Genomic DNA, 22,050 nt, shown 5'->3' on the forward strand with positions numbered 1-22,050 from the left:
TTTGTCATCTGTGCTCTCTTAGGCGCGCTTTTCGCTACGGGCGCTAACAATTCATTCAAGCCGAAACCGCTTCGCGGTTCGGCTTAATTCAAGCGTTAGCCGTTGCCGTGAAAGAACTATCGCCGCCAGTTGAAAAGCCGTCTGTCGCCCCATTCCTGTACGGTTTGCTCGCCGCAGCCACCGTTATGGTCCTCGCCGCGGTTGCAGGCGCGAATGGCTGGCCCGAGTATTTGGTGCGTGGTTTGGTCGGGCTGTATGTTCTCGTCTGGATCGTCACGCTGGTGATCTGGTTGCGCTTGGCAGTAAGAATCTTTCGCTACCGCCGTGAAAAGCGCCGTCGTTCCTAGCCGGGCAACGGCTAACAATTCGTCCAAGCCGACGCCGCTTCGCGGCGCGGCTTAACTCAGGTGTTAGGCGGTACTGCTGAGAGTGTTCGGCAGTCGCTCCTTCGGCCGCTGCCTCGCCAACGTGTCGCGCGACACGGGCTCATCCCACACCGGCTCCGGCGGATCTCCTTCGGCAAGTTCCCGGCAGCTTCTCGGACGTGGGTTTGGCTGCACGGCTCAATGACTGCGGCCATCTTCGGCGGCATGTCGCCTTGCGGGTTCCGGGTAAAGCGCCGGTCGGCCTGGGCTGCTAATGTTCCAGCTCACGGGTGGTGCCGGCCTCGCCGCTGCACGTTCTGCCGGCATCCGGGGCAGCACCACCTAACTAGTCATTCAAGCCGAACCCGCTTCGCGGGTCGGCTTAATTCCGGTGTTATGCGGCAGCGGGAACACCACGTAGCGCCTGCAGAAAAATCTGATGATGGGATGTGCCGTCGGCCGACTGCCGCCGATCGCGCGAACATGCTAAAAAGCGCTGCAGTCGCAGCATCACAAAGTACTTTGCGATCTGCGACTGCAGCGCTTTTTGGACACTGGGGACGGCGGCGAGGCATTTCGGCCACTGAAGCGCTGTCGTTTTTGAGACATGCGGCCAGTACGGTGGCCGCAGCCCCATAACAATTCGTCCAACCGGAACCCGCTTCGCCGCTTCGTTGAAAGGTGTCGTGGATCGGTTGCCATCACCCACCGCCTGGCGGGCGGGTCCGGTTAACTCAGGCGTTAGGCGGCACTGCTGAGAGTTGCTCGGTAGTCGCTCCTTCGGCCGCTCACTCGCCCACGTGTCGTGCGTCGCGGACTCATCCGGCACCGGCTCCGGCTGCTCTCCTTCGGCAACATCTCGCCAGTGGCCGCACACGGGCTTGGCCGCTCGGCTCAATCATTGCGGAGCCATCTTCGGCGGCATGTCGCCATGCGGGTTCCGGGTAAAGCGCCGGTCGGCCTGGGCTGCTAATGTTCCAGCTCACGGGTGGTGCCGGCCTCGCCGCTGCACGTTCTGCCGGCATCCGGGGCAGCACCACCTAACTAGTCATTCAAGCCGAACCCGCTTCGCGGGTCGGCTTAATTCTGGTGTTAGGCCGCTCCCGAATGTTCGAGTTCCGTGTGACCAAGTACGACCCGAAGTTTCGCTCCGTCGAAGGCTCCTACGCCCGAGACGACTGGACCTCGGTAAGCGACGTCGGAAAGAGCTTTGAGGGCAAGGTGCTCGCTCGCGAGGAGTACGACCGAACGGAGAACGCCTATCTGGCTGCAGCGGAGGCTTTCCTCGTGGAGGCAGGGGTTCAAACGGTATTTGTCCGTGGGCTCGAGGATCCAGACGGTTGCTTTCCGCAGTACAGGGAAGGCGCCGCGCTGCCTCCTCAGCAGATCGCCCCTCTGCTTTCCCTACTTCTGCGCGAGCAGCTGTGGTGCAGGCTTGAGGCCCCGGATGCATTCGTGCACATTGGGCACGACTACTACATGTACGTGGGCGTACCGAGACCTTGCCTGTTTGCGCAGCGCCAGGCGACAGGTCTCGGTCTCTTCGTGGAGCTTTTTAGGTCGCCGTACCATCCGGAGTAAGCGGCCTAACAATTCGTCCAAGCCGACGCCGCTTCGCGGCGCGGCTTAACTCAGGTGTTAGGCGCTGATGGGAAGGTTCTCAGCTCTCGTACTGGCATTGTGGTTGCTCGCGGGGTGCCAGCAGTCGCAGGTACCGGACTTAGCTGCTCTACCACCAGCTCCGGCTATTCCGACTCCTCCGCAACCTCCGCCGCCACCGGATTCTGGTGAAATCGGCACGTTCCTCGGGTGTTCCGCCAAGGCGCGCCGCGTCCTGTCGCCTCGCGAGCGCTGTGAAGTCGAGGCCTTCCGGTCGCGGTGTACGGCACTGGATGATTGCTACGTTTCCTGCATCAACAGCCCGGGGGGCTCATTCTTGGGTGGGCGGTGTGCCCACACATGCACCTTTGGGCCGTTCCAAGGCGCGCCGCATCCCCAAGCCGTGGAAAGGTGCAGCGCTCTCCCAGGCAGATCCGGCATTGACGTAGAGTCAGCGCCTAACAGTTCGTCCAAGCCGACGCCGCTTCGCGGCGCGGCTTAACTCAGGTGTTAGGCGGTACTGCTGATAGCTGTTCGGCAGTCGCTCCTTCGGCCGCTGTCTCGCCAACGTGTCGTGCGTCGCGGGCTCATCTGACACCGGCTCCGGCCGCTCTCCTCCGGCAACATCTCGCTACTGCCCGCACACCGGCTTGGCCGCTCGGCTCAATCATTGCGGAGCCATCTTCGGGTACATGTCGCCGTGCGGGTTCCAGATAGAGCGCCGGTCGGCTCTGGCTGGTAGTGTTCCGCCAGGAGGCGGGTTGGCCGCGTTTGGCGCTGGGGAGTTCGGCCAGCCATCGGAGCAGCACCGCCTAACAAATCATTCAAGCCGAACCCGCTTCGCGGGTCGGCTTAATTCTGGTGTTAGGCGGCACTGCTGAGAGTTGTTCGGCAGTCGCTCCTTCGGCCGCTGCCTCGCCAACGTGTCGTGCGTCGCGGGCTCATCCGGCACCGGCTCCGGCCGCTCTCCTTCGGCAATATCAGGCTGCTGGCCGCACACCGGCTTGGCTGCGCGGCTCAATCATTGCGGGGCCATCTTCGGCGGCATGTCGCCTTGCGGGTTCCGGGTAAAGCGCCGGTCGGCCTGGGCTGCTAATGTTCCAGCTCACGGGTGGTACGGGTTCGCGGCTGCACGTTCTGCCGGCATCCGGGGCAGCACCACCTAACTAGTCATTCAAGCCGAACCCGCTTCGCGGGTCGGCTTAATTCCGGTGTTAGCCGTCATGGAGCCACTACTCGCTGAAGCCTACGAAGCAGTGCTCCGGGTGGAGCAACTTGCAGGCGTGTCGCTTCTTAACCGCGCGTCCCTGCAAGGCGACGTTGCTGCTGGCAACGGCGCAGCCGCCGACGACCTAGCAGAGTTCAACCGCCAAGCCGCAGAGCTTCATCGGCTACTACCGTCGATCAGCTTGCCCGATCTCAAGGAACGGCTAATCTTCCTTCGCATCCAGGCCATGAACGTCGAGAATGAGTTCGGTCGGTTGGCTGAAGCTATCCAGCAGGTGTTCGTTCAAGCAGCCGGCCATGACGGCTAACAATTCGTCCAAGCCGACGCCGCTTCGCGGCGCGGCTTAACTCAGGTGTTAGGCGCTATGAGCCAAATTGTCGAGAGCTTGAAGGAACAGGACGCGGCAGAGGTGGAGGCCAAACGCGACTGGGTGCGTGGGCACTATGAGCCGCACGCCCGGCACAAGTACGAAAGCCTCGAGGGGAAGCTCGCCTTGGTTGATGCCATCTTGGCCAATGGCTGGGTAGCTGCTGCAGACACTCTTAAGCTGCAATGCTTAGGCATCACCTTTGGGGACGCTCTCGCACAACACCTCGGCCTGGAGTGGGTGGCCGTCGAGGACGAGTACGGCCGAGACCCGGCGTTGAGCCTGCCCGGCACGGCAGCCCTGGCATTCCCCATGACTTCAATCTCCAAGCGCGTCGAGCGAGGAGAAACAGTAGACGTCTATGAGCTGTTCAATGGCGCGTGTGCCACTATCCGCGAGCAGGCGCAGCATAGCGCCTAACAATTCGTCCAAGCCGACGCCGCTTCGCGGCGCGGCTTAACTCAGGTGTTAGGCGGTACTGCTGAGAGTTGTTCGGCAGTCGCTCCTTCGGCCTCTCACTCGCCAACGTGTCGTGCGTCGCGGGCTCATCCGGCACCGGCTCCGGCCGCTCTCCTTCGGCAACATCAGGCTGCTGGCCGCACACCGGCTTGGCTGCTCGGCTCAATCATTACGGGGCCATCTTCGGGTGGCATGTCGCCGTGCGGGCTCCGGGTAAAGCGCCGGTCGGCCTGGGCTGGTAGTGTTCCGCCCGGAGGTGGGTTGGCCGCGGTTGGCGCTGGGGAGTTCAGCCAACCCATTGGAGCAGCACCGCCTAACAATTCATTCAAGCCGAACCCGCTTCGCGGCTTCGGCAACACTGCCGCTCTGGCAAGCGCGTCGTTCTGCTCTTCTTCGCGCTGCGGGTCGGCTTAATTCAGGCGTTAGGCCTCAGACGAGGTGACACGCATGGCCAAGATCCGCGACATCGCAGCGCGCTATTCGCCCAGCGCAGAAGGCGCTGTCGCTGTCAGTGGCGGCGCTTCTCGGCTCGACAGAGCGTTGGAATGGTTTGGGTACAGCGAAACCTATGCCCGATCCGCCGAATGCCTTTCGCGGCAGGGCCATGAGCAGTTCTTACCGTGGCAGCAGCTAGCCGGGCGCGCGCTCGAGTGCGCAGTCCGGGGTTGCCTAGAGAGCGTCGGCTTCAATACGCAGGCGCCGCAGGATTTGGTGTCGCTATTTGAACAGGCCGAATCCCTCGGCTTCTATTTGCGGGAGGGAGACTTGGTTATGATCGTCTTGGTGTCGCACGGCTATCCGGAACCAAAAACGAGCACGCCTTTTGTACCTGTTAATCCCAGGCAATTTGGCGTAATAACGCAGTACTCGCACCCACCGTCCCTCAAGCTCAACCGAGCGCTTCGCGACTTGCGCCGCCAAGCGTTACTGCGCCTCGGCACATCCGAAGCTGAGGCCTAACAATTCGTCCAAGCCGACGCCGCTTCGCGGCGCGGCTTAACTCAGGTGTTAGGCGGTACTGCTGAGAGTTGTTCGGCAGCCGCTTCTTCGGCTGCCTGACTCGCCAACTTGTCGTGCGTCGCGGGCTCGCCCCGCACCGGCTCCGGCCGCTCTCCTTCGGAAACATCCCGCTAGTGGCCGTACACCGGCTTGGCTGCTCGGCTCAATCATTACGGGGCCATCTTCGGCGGCATGTCGTCATGCGGGTTCCGGGTAAAGCGCCAGTCGGCCTGGGCTGCTAATGTTCCGGCTCACGGGTGGTGCGGGCCTCGCCCCTGCACGTTCTGCCGGCATCGGCGGCAGCACCACCACTAGTCATTCAAGCCGAACCCGCTTCGCGGGTCGGCTTAATTCTGGTGTTAGGCGTCACGGAACGGAGATCGACGGACAATGAAAGAGATCCCACTGATTGGTCCTACCGGCAGCGCGATCGTCGGATTTCTCACCAAGTCTGGCGGCACATGCCCGGTAACGTGCAAGTTCTCTCGCCGTAACGGAGAGAACTTCTTCTTCTTTGAGGTGCCTGCCGGCACGATGGACGAGGTCGTTAACAAGGATGGCGACCGAGTCTGTGTAGACCAGAACGGAGAGCACTGGTCTACCGCAGATGTCATGTGGGAGTCCACGCCCCGCGTCGCCTAACAATTCATTCAAGCCGAACCCGCTTCGTTGCTTCGTTCAAATGTGTCGTTGTTCCATCTCAACAAATCACCGACTGGCAGGTTGCGGGTCGGCTTAATTCAGGCGTTAGGCGGTACTGCTGAGAGTGTTCGGCAGTCGCTCCTTCGGCCGCTGCCTCGCCAACGTGTCGCGCGACACGGGCTCATCCCACACCGGCTCCGGCGGATCTCCTTCGGCAAGTTCCCGGCAGCTTCTCGGACGTGGGTTTGGCTGCACGGCTCAATGACTGCGGCCATCTTCGGCGGCATGTCGCCTTGCGGGTTCCGGGTAAAGCGCCGGTCGGCCTGGGCTGCTAATGTTCCAGCTCACGGGTGGTGCCGGCCTCGCCGCTGCACGTTCTGCCGGCATCCGGGGCAGCACCACCTAACTAGTCATTCAAGCCGAACCCGCTTCGCGGGTCGGCTTAATTCCGGTGTTAGGCGGTACTGCTGAGAGTTGTTCGGCAGTCGCCCCTTCGGCCGCCGACTGGCCAACGGGGGGTGCGTCGCGGGCTCACCCGGCACCGGCTCCGGCCGCTCTCCTTCGGCAACCTCTCGCTGCTGGCTGCACACCGGCTTGGCCGCACGGCTCAATGATTGCGGGGCCATCTTCGGCGGCATGTCGCCATGCGGGTTCCGGGTAAAGCGCCGGTCGGCCTGGGCTGCTAATGTTCCAGCTCACGGGTGGTGCCGGCCTCGCCGCTGCACGTTCTGCCGGCATCCGGGGCAGCACCACCTAACTAGTCATTCAAGCCGAACCCGCTTCGCGGGTCGGCTTAATTCTGGTGTTAGGCGCTAGTGGATAGATCCCAGCTCGCTAAGTTCGCAATTGCAGCTCGTTGGCTGGTCGCAATTGCATCTCTTTGGCTGGTGGCCGCCTATTTCGTACTGCAGTTCCTCAATTTCTGGCTCCTGCTGGGCCACGACTGCGCAGATGTCGGACTGGTGATCAGCGAGTCGCGAATGGATTGCTCGGGTCCAGATCCGCAAGGGGTGTCGCCCATGCGCCCGTGGGAACACCGCGGCCTCTGGTACGCGGCCGTAGCGGTTCTAGTCCCAATCGTTGCGCAGCGCTTGCGGCGCCGCTACCGTCGCGCCTAACAAGTCATTCAAGCCGAACCCGCTTCGCGGGTCGGCTTAATTCTGGTGTTAGATGGCCGCAGACACTTCTCCAGCGCTTGCTGTTGCCCAGTACATTCGGGCGCTGTCGCGCGCCGAGACAGACCGCGCAGAAGATCGGCCGGCGCTGCAAGCGCTAGTGGCAAGCGCCGCCAGCATTCTGGCGGAAGCCGTTCTGGGCAACACCGTTGCCACTGCGGAGTGGGCCGAGGCTCACGAGCGCCTTCGCGGGCATACATGGCTTCAGGGGGTGGCAGTCGCGGAACTGGATCGCCTGTGGGCTACAGTTCGCACGCAGGTTTCCACGGCGGCCATCTAACAATTCGTCCAAGCCGACGCCGCTTCGCGGCACGGCTTAACTCAGGTGTTAGGCGCTAGTGGGTAGATTCCGGCTCGCAAAGTTCGCAATTGCAGCTCTTTGGCTGGTCGCAATTGCATCTCTTTGGCTGGTGGCCGCCTATTTCGTCCTGCAGTTCCTCAATTTCTGGCTCCTGCTGGGCCACGACTGCGCGGATATCGGCCTGGTGATCAGCGAGTCGCGAATGGATTGCTCGGGTCCAGATCCGCAAGGGGCGTCGCCCATGCGTCCGTGGGAGCACCGCGGCCTCTGGTACGCGGCCGTAGCGGTTCTAGTCCCAATCGTTGCGCAGCGCTTGCGGCACCGCTCCCGTCGCGCCTAACAATTCGTCCAAGCCGACGCCGCTTCGCGGCGCGGCTTAACTCAGGTGTTAGCCGTCATGGAGCCACTACTCGCTGAAGCCTACGAAGCAGTGCTCCGGGTGGAGCAACTTGCAGGCGTGTCGCTTCTTAACCGCGCGTCCCTGCAAGGCGACGTTGCTGCTGGCAACGGCGCAGCCGCCGACGACCTAGCAGAGTTCAACCGCCAAGCCGCAGAGCTTCATCGGCTACTACCGTCGATCAGCTTGCCCGATCTCAAGGAACGGCTAATCTTCCTTCGCATCCAGGCCATGAACGTCGAGAATGAGTTCGGTCGGTTGGCTGAAGCTATCCAGCAGGTGTTCGTTCAAGCAGCCGGCCATGACGGCTAACAATTCGTCCAAGCCGACGCCGCTTCGCGGCGCGGCTTAACTCAGGTGTTAGGCAGCAGGACCGAGCTATGCGCGCACTCACTACACTTGTAGCCGGCCTCGTCGTGGCCCTGTTGCTTCTCGGCGTTTCATTCGCGACTGATGGCGTCGGGGGCTTCTGGCACAGCGTCCGCGACATCTTCATTGGCCCGCCGCTTTGGTTGCTGCAAGTGGGTCTTCCTGCGCTCTCGCCTTCGCTTGCAATCCGGCCTGGCAGCGCGTACAGCGGAGCATCTTTCTTCCTGGTCTTCTTCGTGGCGTTCTGGTGGCCGGCGTGCTCTGCGCTGCTGCTCTTTGTCCGTCGCCAGCCGCCTAACAATTCATTCAAGCCGAACCCGCTTCGCGGGTCGGCTTAATTCAGGCGTTAGGCGGTACTGCTGAGCGTTGTTCGGCGGTCGCTCCTTCGGCCGCTGCCTCGCCAACGTGTCGTGCGTCGCGGGCTCATCCGGCACCGGCTCCGGCCGCTCTCCTTCGGCAATATCAGGCTGCTGGCCGCACACCGGCTTGGCTGCGCGGCTCAATCATTGCGGGGCCATCTTCGGCGGCATGTCGCCTTGCGGGTTCCGGGTAAAGCGCCGGTCGGCCTGGGCTGCTAATGTTCCAGCTCACGGGTGGTACGGGTTCGCGGCTGCACGTTCTGCCGGCATCCGGGGCAGCACCACCTAACTAGTCATTCAAGCCGAACCCGCTTCGCGGGTCGGCTTAATTCCGGTGTTAGCGCTCACATCATGCCAACCGGAATCTGCCGTCTTTGCCAGCACGAGTCCGAGCTGCAACTGAGCCACGTGGTCCCTGCGTTTGTCTTTAGATGGCTACGGGAATCTTCGGGCAACAGCCATATCCGGAGTACTGAAGCCCCAAACCTGCGCGTTCAGGACGGACCACAAAAGCACTGGCTTTGTTCGGATTGTGAGGGCCGGCTAGGCCGGTCTGAGACCGCATTCGCAACCGCGTTATTTCACCCTTACCTCGCACGGTCAGGCGAGCGGTTCCGATATGGTCCGTGGCTACTGCATTTCTGCGTATCCGTGTCCTGGCGAAATCTACTTATCCAGCTAGATCACCTTAAAGAGCAGAACTTTACGGAGGGGGAGCGTAGCTGGGTCGAAAGTGCGGAGCGAACCTGGCGACAGTTCTTGCTCGAAGAAACTGCTCACCCAGGCAAATACCGGCAGTTTCTCCTTCCCCTCGATCGAATAGAGAGCAATCGCGTAGATTTGCCGCCGAACATCAATCGCTATCTCATGCGCGCCATCGACGTCGATCTGTGTCACGGCGGGCAGGCGCTGTTCACCTACAGCAAGCTTGGCAGATTCGTAATCATCGGCTTCATCAACGAGCCCAATCAGACGAACTGGGTAGGGGGTCGCGTCAACGCGAACGAAGGCACAGTCGAGCCGCGCAACTACACGTTGCCCGCGCCTTTCGGAACATATCTGATGGACAAGGCCGCGCGGGTGCGGGAGGCAATTCAAGGCATCTCGCCAAGGCAGACGGCTAAGATTGAGCAAGCGTTCCGGGCCAACGCAGACCGAATCGTTGGCACGGACTTCTTTGAAGCAATGCAGGCGGATGTTGAAATGTTTGGGTCGGGAGCGTTCAGCACTCAGGGTCCGCCGGGTGAGCGCTAACAATTCGTCCAAGCCGATGCCGCTTCGCGGCACGGCTTAACTCAGGTGTTAGGCCCCTTATGAGAGACGTCCGGTTAGTTGTTCTTCTGGGCTTAGCAACTTTGTCTCCTTCCGCTAGCGCAGACATCCCCATTCCCGAAAGATGTCCATCGGGCTTAGCCGCTGTGCGTTGGGCGCAGCCGCGGTACCCAGCGGCCTGGAAAGGTCAGCCGCTCACCGCCGTTGAGGTTGTCGGCAGGTTGGAGGTCAATGGCACCGTAAGCTCTGTCGAAGTGGTCGGATTTCACACAGCAACGGGCCGGCACCTCAAGGGGTCGGAGGTCCTCACCGCAGCAGTGCTGGGACCCTCAAGGCGTTGGCTCTTTCCGCACCCGCCGGAGCGCTGCGTCATCTATATGCGAGTTCCATTGAAGGTTCCACGCAAGGGGCCTAACAATTCGTTCAAGCCGATGCCGCTTCGCGGCACGGCTTAACTCAGGTGTTAGCGCTCATGTTGAGACTCACGGCTCTGCTTGTGGCGGCTGGGCTCACCGGCGCGTGCAGTACTCCCGGAGGCCTCGGTCGACGGAACGCCTCGCCTTTAGATGTCCGCCTGGCTGAGCTCAGCGGCCCCGGTGCTGTGGCGTGCGGTTCCGTCCCCTACCAAGAGTTTCAGCCCAATGCAGCGCTCTTGGAACAAGCGACTGACTGCGCGGAGACCGCCCTTAAGAGCCAACGCCCATTCTGGATTGCCATGCAGGTCGGCAGCTACGGGGACGGAGCTGAGTGGCATGGCGCTGCCAAGGCACGTGACGGCGGCATGTACTTCCTCACGTATTCCACTTACCTCAGCAGTGACACGCAACCCGCGCCAGTTGCGCAACGCTGTGCCAAGGTCTCGTTTGATCCCGGTCGAATCGTCTGTGAGCATGATCGCTAACAATTCGTCCAAGCCGACGCCGCTTCGCGGCGCGGCTTAACTCAGGTGTTAGGGCGCTGATGATAGAAGAGACACCCCCGTGTCGGCACAAGCTTTCGCTTCGTCTGCGTCACCCAACGGCGCGCTTGGAGAGCTGCACTGAGCAGTTCGACTTGGAGCCACTTCGCCAGTGGTCGGTTGGCGAGCCGCGGACCTCCACCCGCGCGGTTCCCCTGCCGGGCGTGTGGCAGGACTCGTATTGGACCGCGTCGCTCGACGTGGCAGAGGGCGAATCGCTGGAACAGAGCTTGGAGAGGACCGTCAGTTGGCTGGAAAAGCATGCCCACTACTTGGGTGAGCATCGCCAGTCAGGCGGCTCCGTCGAGCTCTTCGTCGGCTTCTTCCTCGAAGGCTTCAACGCTGGCTTCTCTCTGGCACCGGCGCTGCTGTCCAGATCGGCCGGCCTGGGCGTTGCTCTAGACTTCGACGTGTACGGGCCGCGCGATGAACCGCACGCGCCCTAACAATTCGTCCAAGCCGATGCCGCTTCGCGGCACGGCTTAACTCAGGTGTTAGGCGGTACTGCTGAGAGTTGTTCGGCAGTCGCTCTTCGGCCGCTCACTCGCCAACGTGTCGTGCGTCGCGGGCTCAACCGACACCGGCTCCGGCCGCTCTCCTTCGGCGACATCTTGCTACTGGCCGTACACCGGCTTGGCTGCTTGGCTCAATCATTGCGGGGCCATCTTCGGCTGCATGTCGCCTTGCGGGTTCCGGGTAAAGCGCCGGTCGGCTCTGGCTGGTAGTGTTCCGCTAGCACGCGGGTTGGCCGCGGTTGGCGCTGGGGAGTTCAGCCAGCCATCGGAGCAGCACCGCCTAACAATTCATTCAAGCCGAACCCGCTTCGCGGGTCGGCTTAATTCAGGCGTTAGCCCGCAATGGAAGGAATGCGATGACCAACCGACCCTCTCGTGAAGATTACCCTTGGTGGGTAAAGGTCAGCTTGTGGGGACTTTCTAGTAGAAATGGGCTATGGCTGTTCGTAGCCATATCTGCTGTAGCAGCTGTTTTTTGCATCTTCTCTTATGCATCCTCGGGGTTCCCACGTTGGTATTTGGGGCCCCTGTTTGTTCTTGCCGCACTGATGTACTGGCTTTCTATCCGCTGGGTAGACCGGCATGGCTCATGGGACTTGTAGTCAACGTGTTGCGGCCTAACAATTCATTCAAGCCGAACCCGCTTCGCGGGTCGGCTTAATTCCGGTGTTAGGGCCCTATGCGAGTTCGGACAATTTTGGCGGGAGTAATTCTCTCGATCCCCGGCCTCATCCTAGGTGCGGCAATTCTATATGCCCCCATTGCATTGGTTGAGGAGATCTACTTCCGATCATGCGGGCTCTCTATGGACGAAGCGCGCAATAGCGCGCTCACCAGTTCACTGCTGTCTGAAGACGCTGGCGCACCAGCGCGCTTGGTGCACACAGGCAGCGACGGCTCTTGCGCGCACTATTTCGAGTACTCAGGCCCAGCTGGCAATTTCAGCTTTTCGGTGATGGGTACGTGGCTGCACGGGGTGAAGCTCGCGTACACGGCTCATGACGCGGGCGGCCCCTAACTATTCGTCCAAGCCGACGCCGCTTCGCGGCGCGGCTTAACTCAGGTGTTAGGCGCGGGAAACAAGTTATGCGCTACTCGGAAGAAGCACTGGCGCAGATAGCGGAGCTCTTTGAGCCGCGTGCAGCTGCCCTCGAACAGCATCAGCTTCAGGCCCTCCTAGAGTCCGGCAAGACCACAAGCGCCGAGGCGATGGAGCATCTGACCCACGGCGCGGGCCGCAGGTTCGGTCTGCTGCATCACGCGCTCCACCGCGTCTTTCAGCTATTCCCACCGGACGCAACCGAGCCTTTGCCGCGGGAAACCCTCAGTGATGTCCAAGTAAACCTGCACGCCTTTTTCATCAATCTGGTCGGGCTCTTCGACAACTTTGCATGGGCTTTTGCTTCGCACCACAACCTCACGGACGTACTCGCCAAGCCCCTGTCAATTGATCTCTTCAAGTCACATTTCCAGACAAACTTGCCTCCCAAACTAGCGAGCTTCCTGCAGGATCCCACGCTTGCGGGCTGGCACAAGAACTACCTAAAGAACTACCGAGACGCCCTCGCACACCGGATTCCCTTGTACGTACCGCCGTGCAACATCTACACCCCCGACCGAGAGCAATACGAGCGCCTTGAAGAGATGCGATTGCAGTTGCAAAAGGAATGGCGGTTTGATGAAGCGGAGGCCGTTCGGGCCGAACAGGCGCGGTTAGAGCACCCCTGCTTTACGTTTGTGCATTCGTTCAAGCCTGGCGCGAGCGCCGGACATATGTTTGTCCACGCCCAGTTGCTAGCGGATGCTGGTACTGTTTCGTCGGTGTCAGGCGCGTTCTACGAAAGTTGGCTGGCCCGCGCCTAACAATTCGTCCAAGCCGACGCCGCTTCGCGGCGCGGCTTAACTCAGGTGTTAGGCCGCAATCCAAATGACAGAATTGCGTGAAGTACTCCTCGGTAGCTTGGCCGGGCTCTTAGCCATTGCCTTCGCCTTCGCCATCTATGGCTTTCTTGTCCCGCCTTTCACAGACGATGAAATCCAACAGTCGTTTGTGGATACGTGGGAGGTCAATGCCATTGTCACAACTGTAGCCTTGGCCGTTGTCTTGCCAGCTGGCATTCTCGCAGCCTTGCTCATTTGGCGCGGAAGTCGCTTGGCCAAACGTCTAGCCATCGCGTCCATTGCGCTCTCCCTGTTAACTGCCGCCCTACTTGTTCTTAGCCACGCTGCACTTACGGAGCGGACAACCAGGCTCACCGGCCAAGAATTTGACGGTACCCTTGGCCTAGGCTTGGGCCCACTCTGAGTTGCGGCCTAACAATTCATTCAACCCGATGCCGCTTCGCGGCACGGGTTAATTCAGGTGTTAGGCCGCGTATCGAGATGATCGCAATTTGGATCCTAGGAGGCATCGCTTTTTCAGGAGTGCTTTGGTGGGCGCTGAGTGCTGACTTCAATAGATTTGCGCGCAAGCGGAAAGACGAGCCCCTCTATCCGGAGAGTCTTTTCAAGGTCGCGGTCACGGACTCGGAGATCATCGCGCATCGCCCAGATGGGACCGTTGAGCGGGTAGCAATTGCGGAGTTGAAGGAGCTCTACATTGTTACAACCTCGGCCGGCCCATGGAGCCCGGATGTGTGGTGGTTATTTGTTGGCTCCGCTTCCGGATCTGGGTGTTCGTTTCCTGGCGGTGCCTCTGGCGAGCACGAGGCGCTACATTTCGCGCAGCAGTTGCCGGGTTTTGACAACGCTGCCTTCATCACGGCCATGGGCTCCACCAGCGATGCGAAGTTCCTCTGTTGGCAGGCCGCGGCCTAACAATTCATTGAACCCGATGCCGCTTCGCGGCACGGGTTAATTCAGGTGTTAGGCCCCTTGGGGAAATGTATGGGCTATGACAAGGTCAAAGCTGATGGCACAGTCATAAGGGCGCCGCGATTCACCTATCGCGTCCTTGACTCTGTGCCTGTGGCATTCCAACTCGCCGAATGGCTGCTGGTCATTGTGGCCTTCCAGTACGTTGATGCGCGCTTTGGTTACTTGGCGGCGAAGGTCGCTTGGCTGGTGCTTAGCGCAGCGTTCGCGCTTTACGTAGGCGTCTTAGCTTCAAATGTCCTGTGGCGAGTTGTGGAAGACCCATATAAGAAGGGCGCCTGGGGTCTGTTCTCGCGCTTCTTCTTCCCACTTCTTAGCGGTGCGGCAGTCTTTGGCATGCAGCACCTTGTCAAGCAAATGGTCATGGCGCAGCAGGCCGGGGCCTAACAATTCATTCAAGCCGAACCCGCTTCGCGGGTCGGCTTAATTCAGGTGTTAGAGGGCACTGGATGCTATTCCACCGACCGACATTCGCAATCGCGTTGGTCCTGGCTGGTTGCGCTAGCGTTTCTACGCGCCCGTGCCCGGGCCTCGAGTCGGACAGCTCACATGCGATGGCACGAAGTGTTATGAGTCTTACGACGGAGAGGTCTTTAACCGGATGGCCGTTAGACCGGAACAAGCAGACGAGCTACTGAAGCTGGCGGGAGTTAGCCGCCTTTCGTCGCAGGGCTGGTACTTGTCCAACACTGGCAAATATCGGTTGTACGTTGGCGCCGCATCCATAGGAGAAATGTACGAATTCGTCCCCGCGGATGCTGGGTGGAGCGTGAAGCACGAAAAGCGCGGGTACATGTGCCTTGACTGAGGCGCCCTCTAACAACTCGTCCAAGCCGATGCCGCTTCGCGGCACGGCTTAACTCAGGTGTTAGCCGTATGCGGGTAGTTCTACTGGTTCTTGTGGTTCTGTTCGGCTTTGGGGCAGCTGGCCTGTGGCTGCTTCTGATCGCAACTGATACGAGCGTGAAGCGCACATACACGTCGCTGGCGGAGGCTCGCGCCCCGGGCGGCGCCATCGCGCACGGCTGGCTGCCGGATTTGCTCCCCTCGTCCAGCCGTAGCATTTACACGCATAACGATTTGGATCACGGCGGGTCTGTCGGGCACTTTGAGTTCAACCCTCAAGAGGCCCCGGACCTCTTCTCCAGGTTCAAACCGGGCGCCCCTAGCGCCTCGCCTTATGTCGGCTGGCAGGACTCAGTCGCTGCGGAGCGCAGGAAGGGAAACACCCTACTTTGGCATCAAGAGGAGGGGCAAACATGGTCACTCTTCTGCGAAATGCGCAAGGGTCGGTGCGAGTATGTAATGTGGCAGCTCATACGGCTAACAATTCGTCCAAGCCGACGCCGCTTCGCGGCGCGGCGTAACTCAGGTGTTAGGCGGTACTGCTGATAGCTGTTCGGCAGTCGCTCCGTCGGCCGCTGGCTCGCCAACGTGTCGTGCGTCGCGGGCTCATCCGGCGCCGGCTCCGGCCGCTCTCCTTCGGCGACATCTTGCTACTGGCCCTACACCGGCTTGGCCGCTCGGCTCAATCATTGCGGAGCCATCTTCGGCGGCATGTCGCCATGCGGGTTCCGAGTAAAGCGCCGGTCGGCCTGGGCTGCTAATGTTCCAGCTCACGGGTGGTGTGGGCCTCGCGGCTGCAACTTCTGCAGGCATCCGCGGCAGCACCACCTAACTAGTCATTCAAGCCGAACCCGCTTCGCGGGTCGGCTTAATTCTGGTGTTAGGCCGCTCAGGAGAACTCATGCGTCTTGCTAGTTTCATGGTCCTACTTGCCGCACTAGTAGGCTGCGCTGGCATCGACCATGGCGTTGAGTGGAAAGATGGCAATTTTGAGGTTGCCTGGACAGACCTCACCTCGAACACCTCGTTGGCCTTCCGCGAAGGCGGATCGAGTTATACCGTCATAGTCGAGCCTTGCATTTCAGCGGTCGGCTCCAACGAGGATGTAGTGGTCGTAGAGCAGGTCGCGCCTAGCACCGGGACCTCCACTTTCTATGTCCTCCACAAGTCGCTATACGGGTCGCCAGCTAAGGCGCCGAAGGGGTCCGTTGTCGGTCCACTGTCGGCTTCGGCGTATGCTTCTCTGCAGGCAAACCGAGTCATGCCGGCACTGCAAGAGGTCCTTCCCCGGGCGGTCTGCCGGGGAGCGGCCTAACAATTCGTCCAAGCCGACGCCGCTTCGCGGCGCGGCTTAAATCAGGTGTTAGGCCTGCTCGGGAGCATTGCGTGATGGGTACAATGTTTTGGGTCCGCCGCTACCTGGTCGTATTTGCTGGAACATTCGTGATCATCGTCTTGGCACACCTCGCTCGGGGGAGGACGCTCGATCATGCGACTACTGAGGGAGCGATTTGGGCTCTTCTGTCGGCCTCGGTGTTTACTGCCGCGCGCATCTACCAATCTAAGCGCGGCCAGCATTGCGCCGTCTGCCGTGATACGCCAGAGTTCAAGGATCCACAATCCGGGCCGCAGGCCTAACAACTCAATCAAGCCGAACTTGCGTCGCAAGTCGGCTTATCTCGGACATTAGGCCGCTATGACACGACTCATGATCTGTGCGGTTATAGCTTCCGTTTTGAGCGCGTGCAGCTCTAGCACTCCGGTCGCCTTTCACAACACCAGTGGGCATCGCCTGGAGAGTGTCGTGCTCTCTGGCAGCGGCTTCGAGGCTAGTTTGGGAGCCGTTGCTCCAAGCCAATCAAGCACTGCCCACGTCTACCCGTCTGGCGAGTCCGGCTTGGCGGTGAGCTTCTCCGCCAACGGCCGGGAGTACTCCTACGAGCCACAGGACTACTTTGAGGGAGGCGGCAGCTATAAGGTATCGGCCAAAGTCAACCACGACCTGACGGTGGCGGTGGCTTCGGAGATCGGGCCGTAGTGGGGTCGCGGCCTAACAATTCATTCAAGCCGACGCCGCTTCGCGGTTCAGCTTAATTCAGGCGTTTGGCGCTTTGGAGAATGCTGGTATGTCGGCTAGTAGCGTCCAAGAGATCTCAGGCATCGGACAGATCGCTGTGACGGTCAGTGACGTCAACGCTGCGCTCGCCTTCTACAGAGATGCGCTGGGATTGAAATTCTTGTTCAGCGCCGGTCCAAATCTTGCCTTCTTGGACGCGGGCGGTGTCCGCCTCATGCTGACCACGCCGCAGGGCTCCGGTAGCGTTGGACACAACTCAGTTGTCTACTTCAAGGTGTCAGAAATAGAAGCTGCGCACCAGGCTATTGTTGACCGCGGCGCCGTTAGCGAGCGGGCCCCTCAACTGGCTGCAACATTGCCGGACCATCAGCTTTGGACTGGATTCTTGCGTGATCCAGACGGAAACTTGGTTGGCCTCATGGAAGAGAAACGGTAATGCTCGCTTGCGGGCCTAACAATTCATTCAATCCGATGCCGTTTCGCGGCACGGGTTAATTCAGGCTTCAGGCGCGTGGAGTCTATGGAAAACCTGTTTCGAGTCGTCTCTGCTGCCGAGCTTGCAATAGCAACAGCCTCAGGCGTGGTTCCTCGTTGCCCGTCGGACGAGCGCAGCGACCGCGTGCATTTAAACCTACGTGAGGATGTGGCTACGGTTGCCAACCTGTATTTCACGCCAGGCGAGGCACCTGTGGTGCTGGAAATCCGACGCACCGATATTGCGGAAGATCTGGCTTTTGCACCTCCCACGGAGGACAAGCCGTTCCACCAGGTCACACTCACCCGTCCAAACATCTTATTTTCTTCGGTTGTCGCAGTGCACCCGTTCGAAACTGTTGAACTCAATGGCGTGCCCGGGTTCAAGTTCCCGGCGGGCGCCTAACAATCCATTCAAGCCGATGCTGCTGGGCGGCGCGGCTTAACTCAGGTGTTAGGACGCACAAGTTGCGATGGACTCTCATATGCTTCGAGATCCTTATTGGAACGCTCTCGTACCCGAACTCACGGTCGACCAGATTGAAGTCTCACTTCGCTTCTACACAACTGCCGGCTTCTCTGTTCGATTTCAGCGAGACGCCCCCCCATTCGCCTACCTTGAACTCGGGCAAGCTCAGCTGATGTTGGAACAACAGCACGAGCGCGGATGGAATGTAACTCCTCTTGATCGCCCGCTTGGGCGAGGTATTAACTTGCAAATCGAGGTCCCTGACGCCAATGCGGTCCGTTCTGCCTTGGTGGCTACCGGCGTGACCATCTTTAGAGAGGTCAAGGACACGTGGTACTCGGTCACGCCCAATGTACAAAAAGGGCAGCGCGAGTTGCTCGTTCAAGACCCGGATGGCTACCTACTTCGTTTCGCACAACATCTGGGGAGTCGGGGTACGGCCTAGCAATTCGTTCAAGCCGAACCTGCTTCGTTCCGGCAAGGGCGCGGCAGAAAAAGCTCGCCACGCCGTCACCTGCACTACGCACGTCGGCTTGACTCAGGTGTTAGGACTCGCACCATTAATTTGGAGAGGCGAATGAAAGTCCTTACGGCCCTGGTGGCCGCAATGCTCGCAGTCCCTGTCTTCGCCTCCGGCACAGAGGGCCCCGACGCCTCGACCGGCGAAACGCTTCACGCAACGGTTGCGGCGCTGGATTCGGCGGCATTTGATGCCTTCAACCGGTGCAGCGACCCGGCGCAACTTGAAAGGCACACAGGCTACTTCGCCGAAGACGTCGAGTTCTATCACGACACGGGCGGAGTCACGTGGAGCCGCGACGAGATGTTGGCAAATACCAGGAAGTACGTATGTGGCAACTTCAGCCGGGAGCTGATGCCTGACACACTTCAGGTTCACCCCATCAAGGACTTCGGCGCCATCTCGCAGGGCTCGCACCGTTTCTGTCAATTCGCGAGCGGAAAGTGCGAGGGCGTAGCTGACTTCACAATGATCTGGCGGCATAAGGACGGCGTTTGGCAGCTAACCCGCGTGCTTAGCTACGGCCATCGGGCTGCGGGCAGCGAGCCCTAACAATTCGCCCAAGCCGACGCCGCTTCGTGGCGCGGTTGAACTCAGGTGTCAGGCCGCTCATCGTGGAGACCGGGCACATTGACCGATCACACTACGCACCTCGACGAGGCGGATGCCGGTTGCCCAGTCCAAACCCGCCTTCCAGCCAGTAGCAGCCCTTCAAGTGGCTCCTACGTCGCTTGGAGGCAGTGGAGGCCCGGCCCGACAGCGCGTAGTCGGGTTCGTGCCCTGCCCGTGTCGGGTCCGTGTCGTCACGGAAGGCAGGCGTGCGGCAGGATGATGGCCGGAACCCAAGGCAACAGATTCCGAGGAGCACCCATGCACATCAATAGCGCCCGACTTCGAGAGCTCCGTGCCGCCCGCCAATGGTCACAGGAGCAATTGTCCAATCTGAGCGGCCTGCACCTTCGGACCATCCAGCGCCTAGAATCAGGCGCAAGAATCTCGACTGAGTCCTTGCGGGCACTGGCTGCCGTCTTCGAGGTGCCGGCCGAGACGCTGCTGGTGGGCGATCCGGCACCCAGCCAGCCGGCCCTTAAAGCAATGCGCGAAGGCGTGATGCGTAGCCTGGAATTCACCGGCATCACCCCACCTGCGGACTTCTGGTGGTTCGCGCTCGCCGTGACCATGGTACTGGCACTCGCCTCGCTGTTCGCCGAGGCCGTCGGCCCCCTGCCGCTGCAAATGGCTTCGTTGCTGGTGTTACTGCCGTGGATCGCGGCCTGCACTCGCCGCCTGCGCGACGCCGGCTTCAATCCTTGGTGGCAGCTCATCAGCTTGGCGCCGGTAGGCGGCATCCTAGTGCTGCTCTATCTCCTCACCTATCCGACCAAAGCAATGGAGCCAACGCAGCCGATCCCGCGCTGATACCTCCACAACCAGACTCCGCGGTCTAACAATTGGTCCAAGCCGAAACCGCTTCGCGGCGCGGCTTAACCCGGGTATTAGCCGGCGTGCCCTGTCCTCAATGGAAGCTCCGTTCTTCTGCTTGAGGGGCCAATACTCCTCGCAGTTTGCCTTAATTAAACTGCCCACTCCAAGCAGGAGCCTCCATGAAATCCGCCCCCCCGGGAAATTGAGCTCGAAGGTAAGAGACTGGCTGAGATTGGCGATTTGGCAACTCAAATTGAGACTGACGTCCTGCGCCACGCAGGCCAAATATTACGCGAGCTATATGGTGAAGACAGCGATTCCCATGACGTCAAGAGTGTCCGTGTTTATCCCAATAACACAAGAATTGCAATTCTAAACGAACGCGCACAAGTTATTGGAGTTTGGGAACCCCCCCCCCCGGTGTCTGCCGCAGAGCGAGGCGAGGTGAGAAATTCGACTAGGGCCGCAGCCTCCCAGTTCGTCCAAGCCGAAGCCGCTTCGCGGCTCGGCCTAACTCAGGCATTAGGTCCCAAGAGGTAACACGACAGCAGTCGTATTTCTTCCGGGCCTAGACGACACCGCGACCCTGCTCGAAGACTTCTGCGCCAGTCTCGGTGCTCTAGGCGTCCTTGTCCGTGCCGTAGCTCACCCGGTGGATCGCCCCTGGGCTACAGCGAACTGGAGCCACTTGTGCGGGCGCAGCTCCCCTCTTACGGGCCATTCGTCGAACTAGGAGAGTCGTTCAACGGACCGCTGGCCATTCGTATTGCTGCAGCCTCTCCGCGGGGCTTAGCCGGGTTTTTCCTGTCCACCACCTTTGCCCGTGCACCGGTGCCGACCATGTCTCCATTAGGCCCGCTCATGCGCTTCGCGCCGGCCAAGCCTCCCCTGCCGCTGCTGTCTTGGGCTCTCCCAGCCCGTGGGCTACCCCGAAACTGCAAGGCAAGCTTGCTCGGTCAGTCCCGCTGTACCGCGGGCACGCGCGGCGAGGCCAGAAGCGCCGACGTCTTGGCTCTTCTCCCGTCAGTGAAGGTTCCCGTGCTGCAGCTGGTGGCTGAGCAAGATCGCCTGCTGCCGCCTTCGGCCGCTGCCGCCTTGGCCCGGGGTCTGCACGCTTGTCGCACAGTCCAGGTGCTTGGGCCGCACCTACTGCTCCAAACCGCTACGCAACCGTGTGCCCAAGAGGTAGCGCATTTGCGCAAGGCTCGGGCCCTAACAATTCGTCCAAGCCGAAGCCGCTTCGCGTCTCGGTTTAAATCGGGTGTTAGGCCGCTTTGGAGCGTCTCACCGTCTGAGACCATCGCATGCCACGGTATCGTTCCCTCAATAGTGACAGCATCAATGAATTCAACTGCACTCTTCATTATTCACAAGACCAAGCCCGGGAAGCGCGAAGAGGTAAAGAAGGTCTGGCTCAGGCACATGGCTCCTGCGATCCAAGACAACTCAGGGCATCTTGCATACTTCTATACATTTGACAGCAACGATCCGAATTCGATCTGCGCTTTTCAACACTACGAGTCTGAGCAAGCGGCCAAAGATTTCTTGTCGCACCCAAATTATCAGGCTTACTTGGTCGAAAGCCGGGAACTGCTGGAGCAAGAGCCGCGGATCATGTCTTTGGCCCCACAGTGGGTAAAATCCGCCTAACAATTCGTCCAAGCCGAAGCCGCTTCGCGGCGCCGCCCAACTCAAGTGGCGGGTGTGACTGAAAGGATTCCGCTACCCGTGAGTCGACTAAAGCTCGCCCGCGTCCTCGCCGTTTCTGTGGTGCTGTTCGGGCTGGCGTTCTAAGGAGTTGGTGCCCGGCGCCGTTTCCTTCGCTTGGCTGGCGCCGCGTTCGCCATCGTCGTCATTCTTTCCCCTGACGTGACGCACATACGTGGGGCTCTTCAGCGCACAGCAGACACATTTCCGGCCTTATCGCTTCTGCTCACCGCATGGCACTTCGTCCGGCAGGACACACATATCACACCTAACAGTTCATTCATCCCGAAGCCGCTTCGTGGCTCGGCTTAATTCAGGCGCCAGGCCTCACAGACGGGTCAGGAGAAACGGATGGATAACAACAAGCACTATTGGTTTCCCGCCAAGTCGTATGGCTGGGGCTGGGGCTTTCCCAAGACGTGGCAGGGCTGGTTGGTCCTGCTTGCCTACCTGGCGGGGATCGCTGCCGCAGTAGTGTTCGTGCGGCCTGAGGCACGTCCCATCGAGTTCTATATGATTGTGGGTGCGCTTACCATTGCCCTGCTAATCGTCTGCTGGTTCAAGGGCGAGCCACCAAAGTGGCGATGGGGCCGCAACTGAGCCCTGACAACTCGTGCGATCAGACGCCGCTTTGCGGCGCGGCTTGCCTCAGG

Annotated in this window: 19 protein-coding genes; all 19 read left to right on the forward strand. The window is 60.5% G+C overall.

Going from position 1 to position 22,050, the window contains the following annotated elements; genetic code table 11:
* The first annotated feature begins 107 nt into the window (after window positions 1-107).
* The 19 genes from ACJQWL_RS12490 (at window position 108) to ACJQWL_RS12575 (ending at window position 21,997) form a co-directional block, all read left to right on the forward strand.
* The gene (locus ACJQWL_RS12490; protein ID WP_330970313.1) at window positions 108-347 is read left to right on the forward strand and encodes a hypothetical protein; all 240 of its coding nucleotides are present in this window, start codon (window positions 108-110) and stop codon (window positions 345-347) included.
* Between the two features lie 1,125 nt (window positions 348-1,472).
* Complete coding sequence (locus ACJQWL_RS12495; protein ID WP_330970006.1) at window positions 1,473-1,946, forward strand: hypothetical protein; 474 nt, start codon at window positions 1,473-1,475, stop codon at window positions 1,944-1,946.
* Window positions 1,947-3,187: 1,241 nt separating this feature from the next.
* The gene (locus tag ACJQWL_RS12500; RefSeq protein WP_330968435.1) at window positions 3,188-3,499 is read left to right on the forward strand and encodes a hypothetical protein; all 312 of its coding nucleotides are present in this window, start codon (window positions 3,188-3,190) and stop codon (window positions 3,497-3,499) included.
* Window positions 3,500-3,556: 57 nt separating this feature from the next.
* Entirely contained in the window at window positions 3,557-3,979 is a 423-nt protein-coding gene (locus tag ACJQWL_RS12505) for a DUF3806 domain-containing protein (RefSeq protein ID WP_330969991.1), read from the forward strand.
* Window positions 3,980-4,465: 486 nt separating this feature from the next.
* Window positions 4,466-4,978, forward strand: a complete 513-nt coding sequence (locus tag ACJQWL_RS12510; protein ID WP_330969990.1) for a hypothetical protein — start codon at window positions 4,466-4,468, stop codon at window positions 4,976-4,978.
* Between the two features lie 2,554 nt (window positions 4,979-7,532).
* Entirely contained in the window at window positions 7,533-7,844 is a 312-nt protein-coding gene (locus tag ACJQWL_RS12515) for a hypothetical protein (RefSeq protein ID WP_330968435.1), read from the forward strand.
* Between the two features lie 1,175 nt (window positions 7,845-9,019).
* The gene (locus ACJQWL_RS12520; protein ID WP_411300934.1) at window positions 9,020-9,514 is read left to right on the forward strand and encodes a hypothetical protein; all 495 of its coding nucleotides are present in this window, start codon (window positions 9,020-9,022) and stop codon (window positions 9,512-9,514) included.
* A gap of 978 nt (window positions 9,515-10,492) precedes the next feature.
* On the forward strand, window positions 10,493-10,936 hold the full coding sequence (locus ACJQWL_RS12525) for a DUF4279 domain-containing protein (RefSeq protein ID WP_330968438.1): 444 nt from the start codon (window positions 10,493-10,495) through the stop codon (window positions 10,934-10,936).
* A gap of 1,155 nt (window positions 10,937-12,091) precedes the next feature.
* Entirely contained in the window at window positions 12,092-12,868 is a 777-nt protein-coding gene (locus ACJQWL_RS12530; protein WP_330968439.1) for a hypothetical protein, read from the forward strand.
* A 519-nt stretch (window positions 12,869-13,387) separates the two neighbouring features.
* On the forward strand, window positions 13,388-13,822 hold the full coding sequence (locus ACJQWL_RS12535; protein ID WP_411300935.1) for a hypothetical protein: 435 nt from the start codon (window positions 13,388-13,390) through the stop codon (window positions 13,820-13,822).
* 69 nt (window positions 13,823-13,891) lie between these two features.
* Window positions 13,892-14,266 carry a hypothetical protein gene (locus ACJQWL_RS12540; protein ID WP_330968441.1) on the forward strand — a complete coding sequence of 125 codons (375 nt, stop codon included), beginning with the start codon at window positions 13,892-13,894 and terminating at the stop codon, window positions 14,264-14,266.
* A 489-nt stretch (window positions 14,267-14,755) separates the two neighbouring features.
* Window positions 14,756-15,271, forward strand: coding sequence for a YbbD-related protein (locus ACJQWL_RS13930; RefSeq protein ID WP_502361385.1), 516 nt, complete (start codon window positions 14,756-14,758; stop codon window positions 15,269-15,271).
* A gap of 1,580 nt (window positions 15,272-16,851) precedes the next feature.
* Entirely contained in the window at window positions 16,852-17,238 is a 387-nt protein-coding gene (locus tag ACJQWL_RS12545; RefSeq protein ID WP_330968442.1) for a VOC family protein, read from the forward strand.
* Between the two features lie 84 nt (window positions 17,239-17,322).
* A complete protein-coding gene (locus ACJQWL_RS12550) occupies window positions 17,323-17,682 on the forward strand; it encodes a DUF952 domain-containing protein (RefSeq protein WP_330968443.1) in 360 nt (119 codons plus the stop codon).
* A 79-nt stretch (window positions 17,683-17,761) separates the two neighbouring features.
* A complete protein-coding gene (locus ACJQWL_RS12555) occupies window positions 17,762-18,190 on the forward strand; it encodes a bleomycin resistance protein (protein WP_411300936.1) in 429 nt (142 codons plus the stop codon).
* A 132-nt stretch (window positions 18,191-18,322) separates the two neighbouring features.
* Window positions 18,323-18,817: a nuclear transport factor 2 family protein gene (locus ACJQWL_RS12560; RefSeq protein ID WP_330968444.1), complete on the forward strand. Its 495-nt coding sequence runs from the start codon at window positions 18,323-18,325 to the stop codon at window positions 18,815-18,817.
* Between the two features lie 318 nt (window positions 18,818-19,135).
* Window positions 19,136-19,684: a DUF805 domain-containing protein gene (locus ACJQWL_RS12565; protein ID WP_330968445.1), complete on the forward strand. Its 549-nt coding sequence runs from the start codon at window positions 19,136-19,138 to the stop codon at window positions 19,682-19,684.
* A gap of 1,347 nt (window positions 19,685-21,031) precedes the next feature.
* On the forward strand, window positions 21,032-21,340 hold the full coding sequence (locus tag ACJQWL_RS12570) for a putative quinol monooxygenase (RefSeq protein WP_330968446.1): 309 nt from the start codon (window positions 21,032-21,034) through the stop codon (window positions 21,338-21,340).
* A 408-nt stretch (window positions 21,341-21,748) separates the two neighbouring features.
* Entirely contained in the window at window positions 21,749-21,997 is a 249-nt protein-coding gene (locus ACJQWL_RS12575) for a hypothetical protein (RefSeq protein ID WP_330968447.1), read from the forward strand.
* Window positions 21,998-22,050 lie beyond the last annotated feature (53 nt).

The organism is Novilysobacter viscosus (assembly GCF_046600715.1).
In the GTDB taxonomy this organism is placed as follows: domain Bacteria; phylum Pseudomonadota; class Gammaproteobacteria; order Xanthomonadales; family Xanthomonadaceae; genus Lysobacter_C; species Lysobacter_C viscosus.

Coding starts and splice junctions, on each gene's coding strand:
- ACJQWL_RS12515 (WP_330968435.1), top strand. CDS start 7,533: ATGGAGCCACTACTCGCTGAAGCCTACGAAGCAGTGCTCCGGGTGGAG.
- ACJQWL_RS12550 (WP_330968443.1), top strand. CDS start 17,323: ATGGAAAACCTGTTTCGAGTCGTCTCTGCTGCCGAGCTTGCAATAGCA.
- ACJQWL_RS12530 (WP_330968439.1), top strand. CDS start 12,092: ATGCGCTACTCGGAAGAAGCACTGGCGCAGATAGCGGAGCTCTTTGAG.
- ACJQWL_RS12545 (WP_330968442.1), top strand. CDS start 16,852: ATGTCGGCTAGTAGCGTCCAAGAGATCTCAGGCATCGGACAGATCGCT.
- ACJQWL_RS12555 (WP_411300936.1), top strand. CDS start 17,762: ATGCTTCGAGATCCTTATTGGAACGCTCTCGTACCCGAACTCACGGTC.
- ACJQWL_RS12505 (WP_330969991.1), top strand. CDS start 3,557: ATGAGCCAAATTGTCGAGAGCTTGAAGGAACAGGACGCGGCAGAGGTG.
- ACJQWL_RS12570 (WP_330968446.1), top strand. CDS start 21,032: ATGAATTCAACTGCACTCTTCATTATTCACAAGACCAAGCCCGGGAAG.
- ACJQWL_RS12500 (WP_330968435.1), top strand. CDS start 3,188: ATGGAGCCACTACTCGCTGAAGCCTACGAAGCAGTGCTCCGGGTGGAG.
- ACJQWL_RS12565 (WP_330968445.1), top strand. CDS start 19,136: ATGCACATCAATAGCGCCCGACTTCGAGAGCTCCGTGCCGCCCGCCAA.
- ACJQWL_RS12495 (WP_330970006.1), top strand. CDS start 1,473: ATGTTCGAGTTCCGTGTGACCAAGTACGACCCGAAGTTTCGCTCCGTC.
- ACJQWL_RS12575 (WP_330968447.1), top strand. CDS start 21,749: ATGGATAACAACAAGCACTATTGGTTTCCCGCCAAGTCGTATGGCTGG.
- ACJQWL_RS12510 (WP_330969990.1), top strand. CDS start 4,466: ATGGCCAAGATCCGCGACATCGCAGCGCGCTATTCGCCCAGCGCAGAA.
- ACJQWL_RS12560 (WP_330968444.1), top strand. CDS start 18,323: ATGAAAGTCCTTACGGCCCTGGTGGCCGCAATGCTCGCAGTCCCTGTC.
- ACJQWL_RS12525 (WP_330968438.1), top strand. CDS start 10,493: ATGATAGAAGAGACACCCCCGTGTCGGCACAAGCTTTCGCTTCGTCTG.
- ACJQWL_RS12535 (WP_411300935.1), top strand. CDS start 13,388: ATGATCGCAATTTGGATCCTAGGAGGCATCGCTTTTTCAGGAGTGCTT.
- ACJQWL_RS12540 (WP_330968441.1), top strand. CDS start 13,892: ATGGGCTATGACAAGGTCAAAGCTGATGGCACAGTCATAAGGGCGCCG.
- ACJQWL_RS13930 (WP_502361385.1), top strand. CDS start 14,756: ATGCGGGTAGTTCTACTGGTTCTTGTGGTTCTGTTCGGCTTTGGGGCA.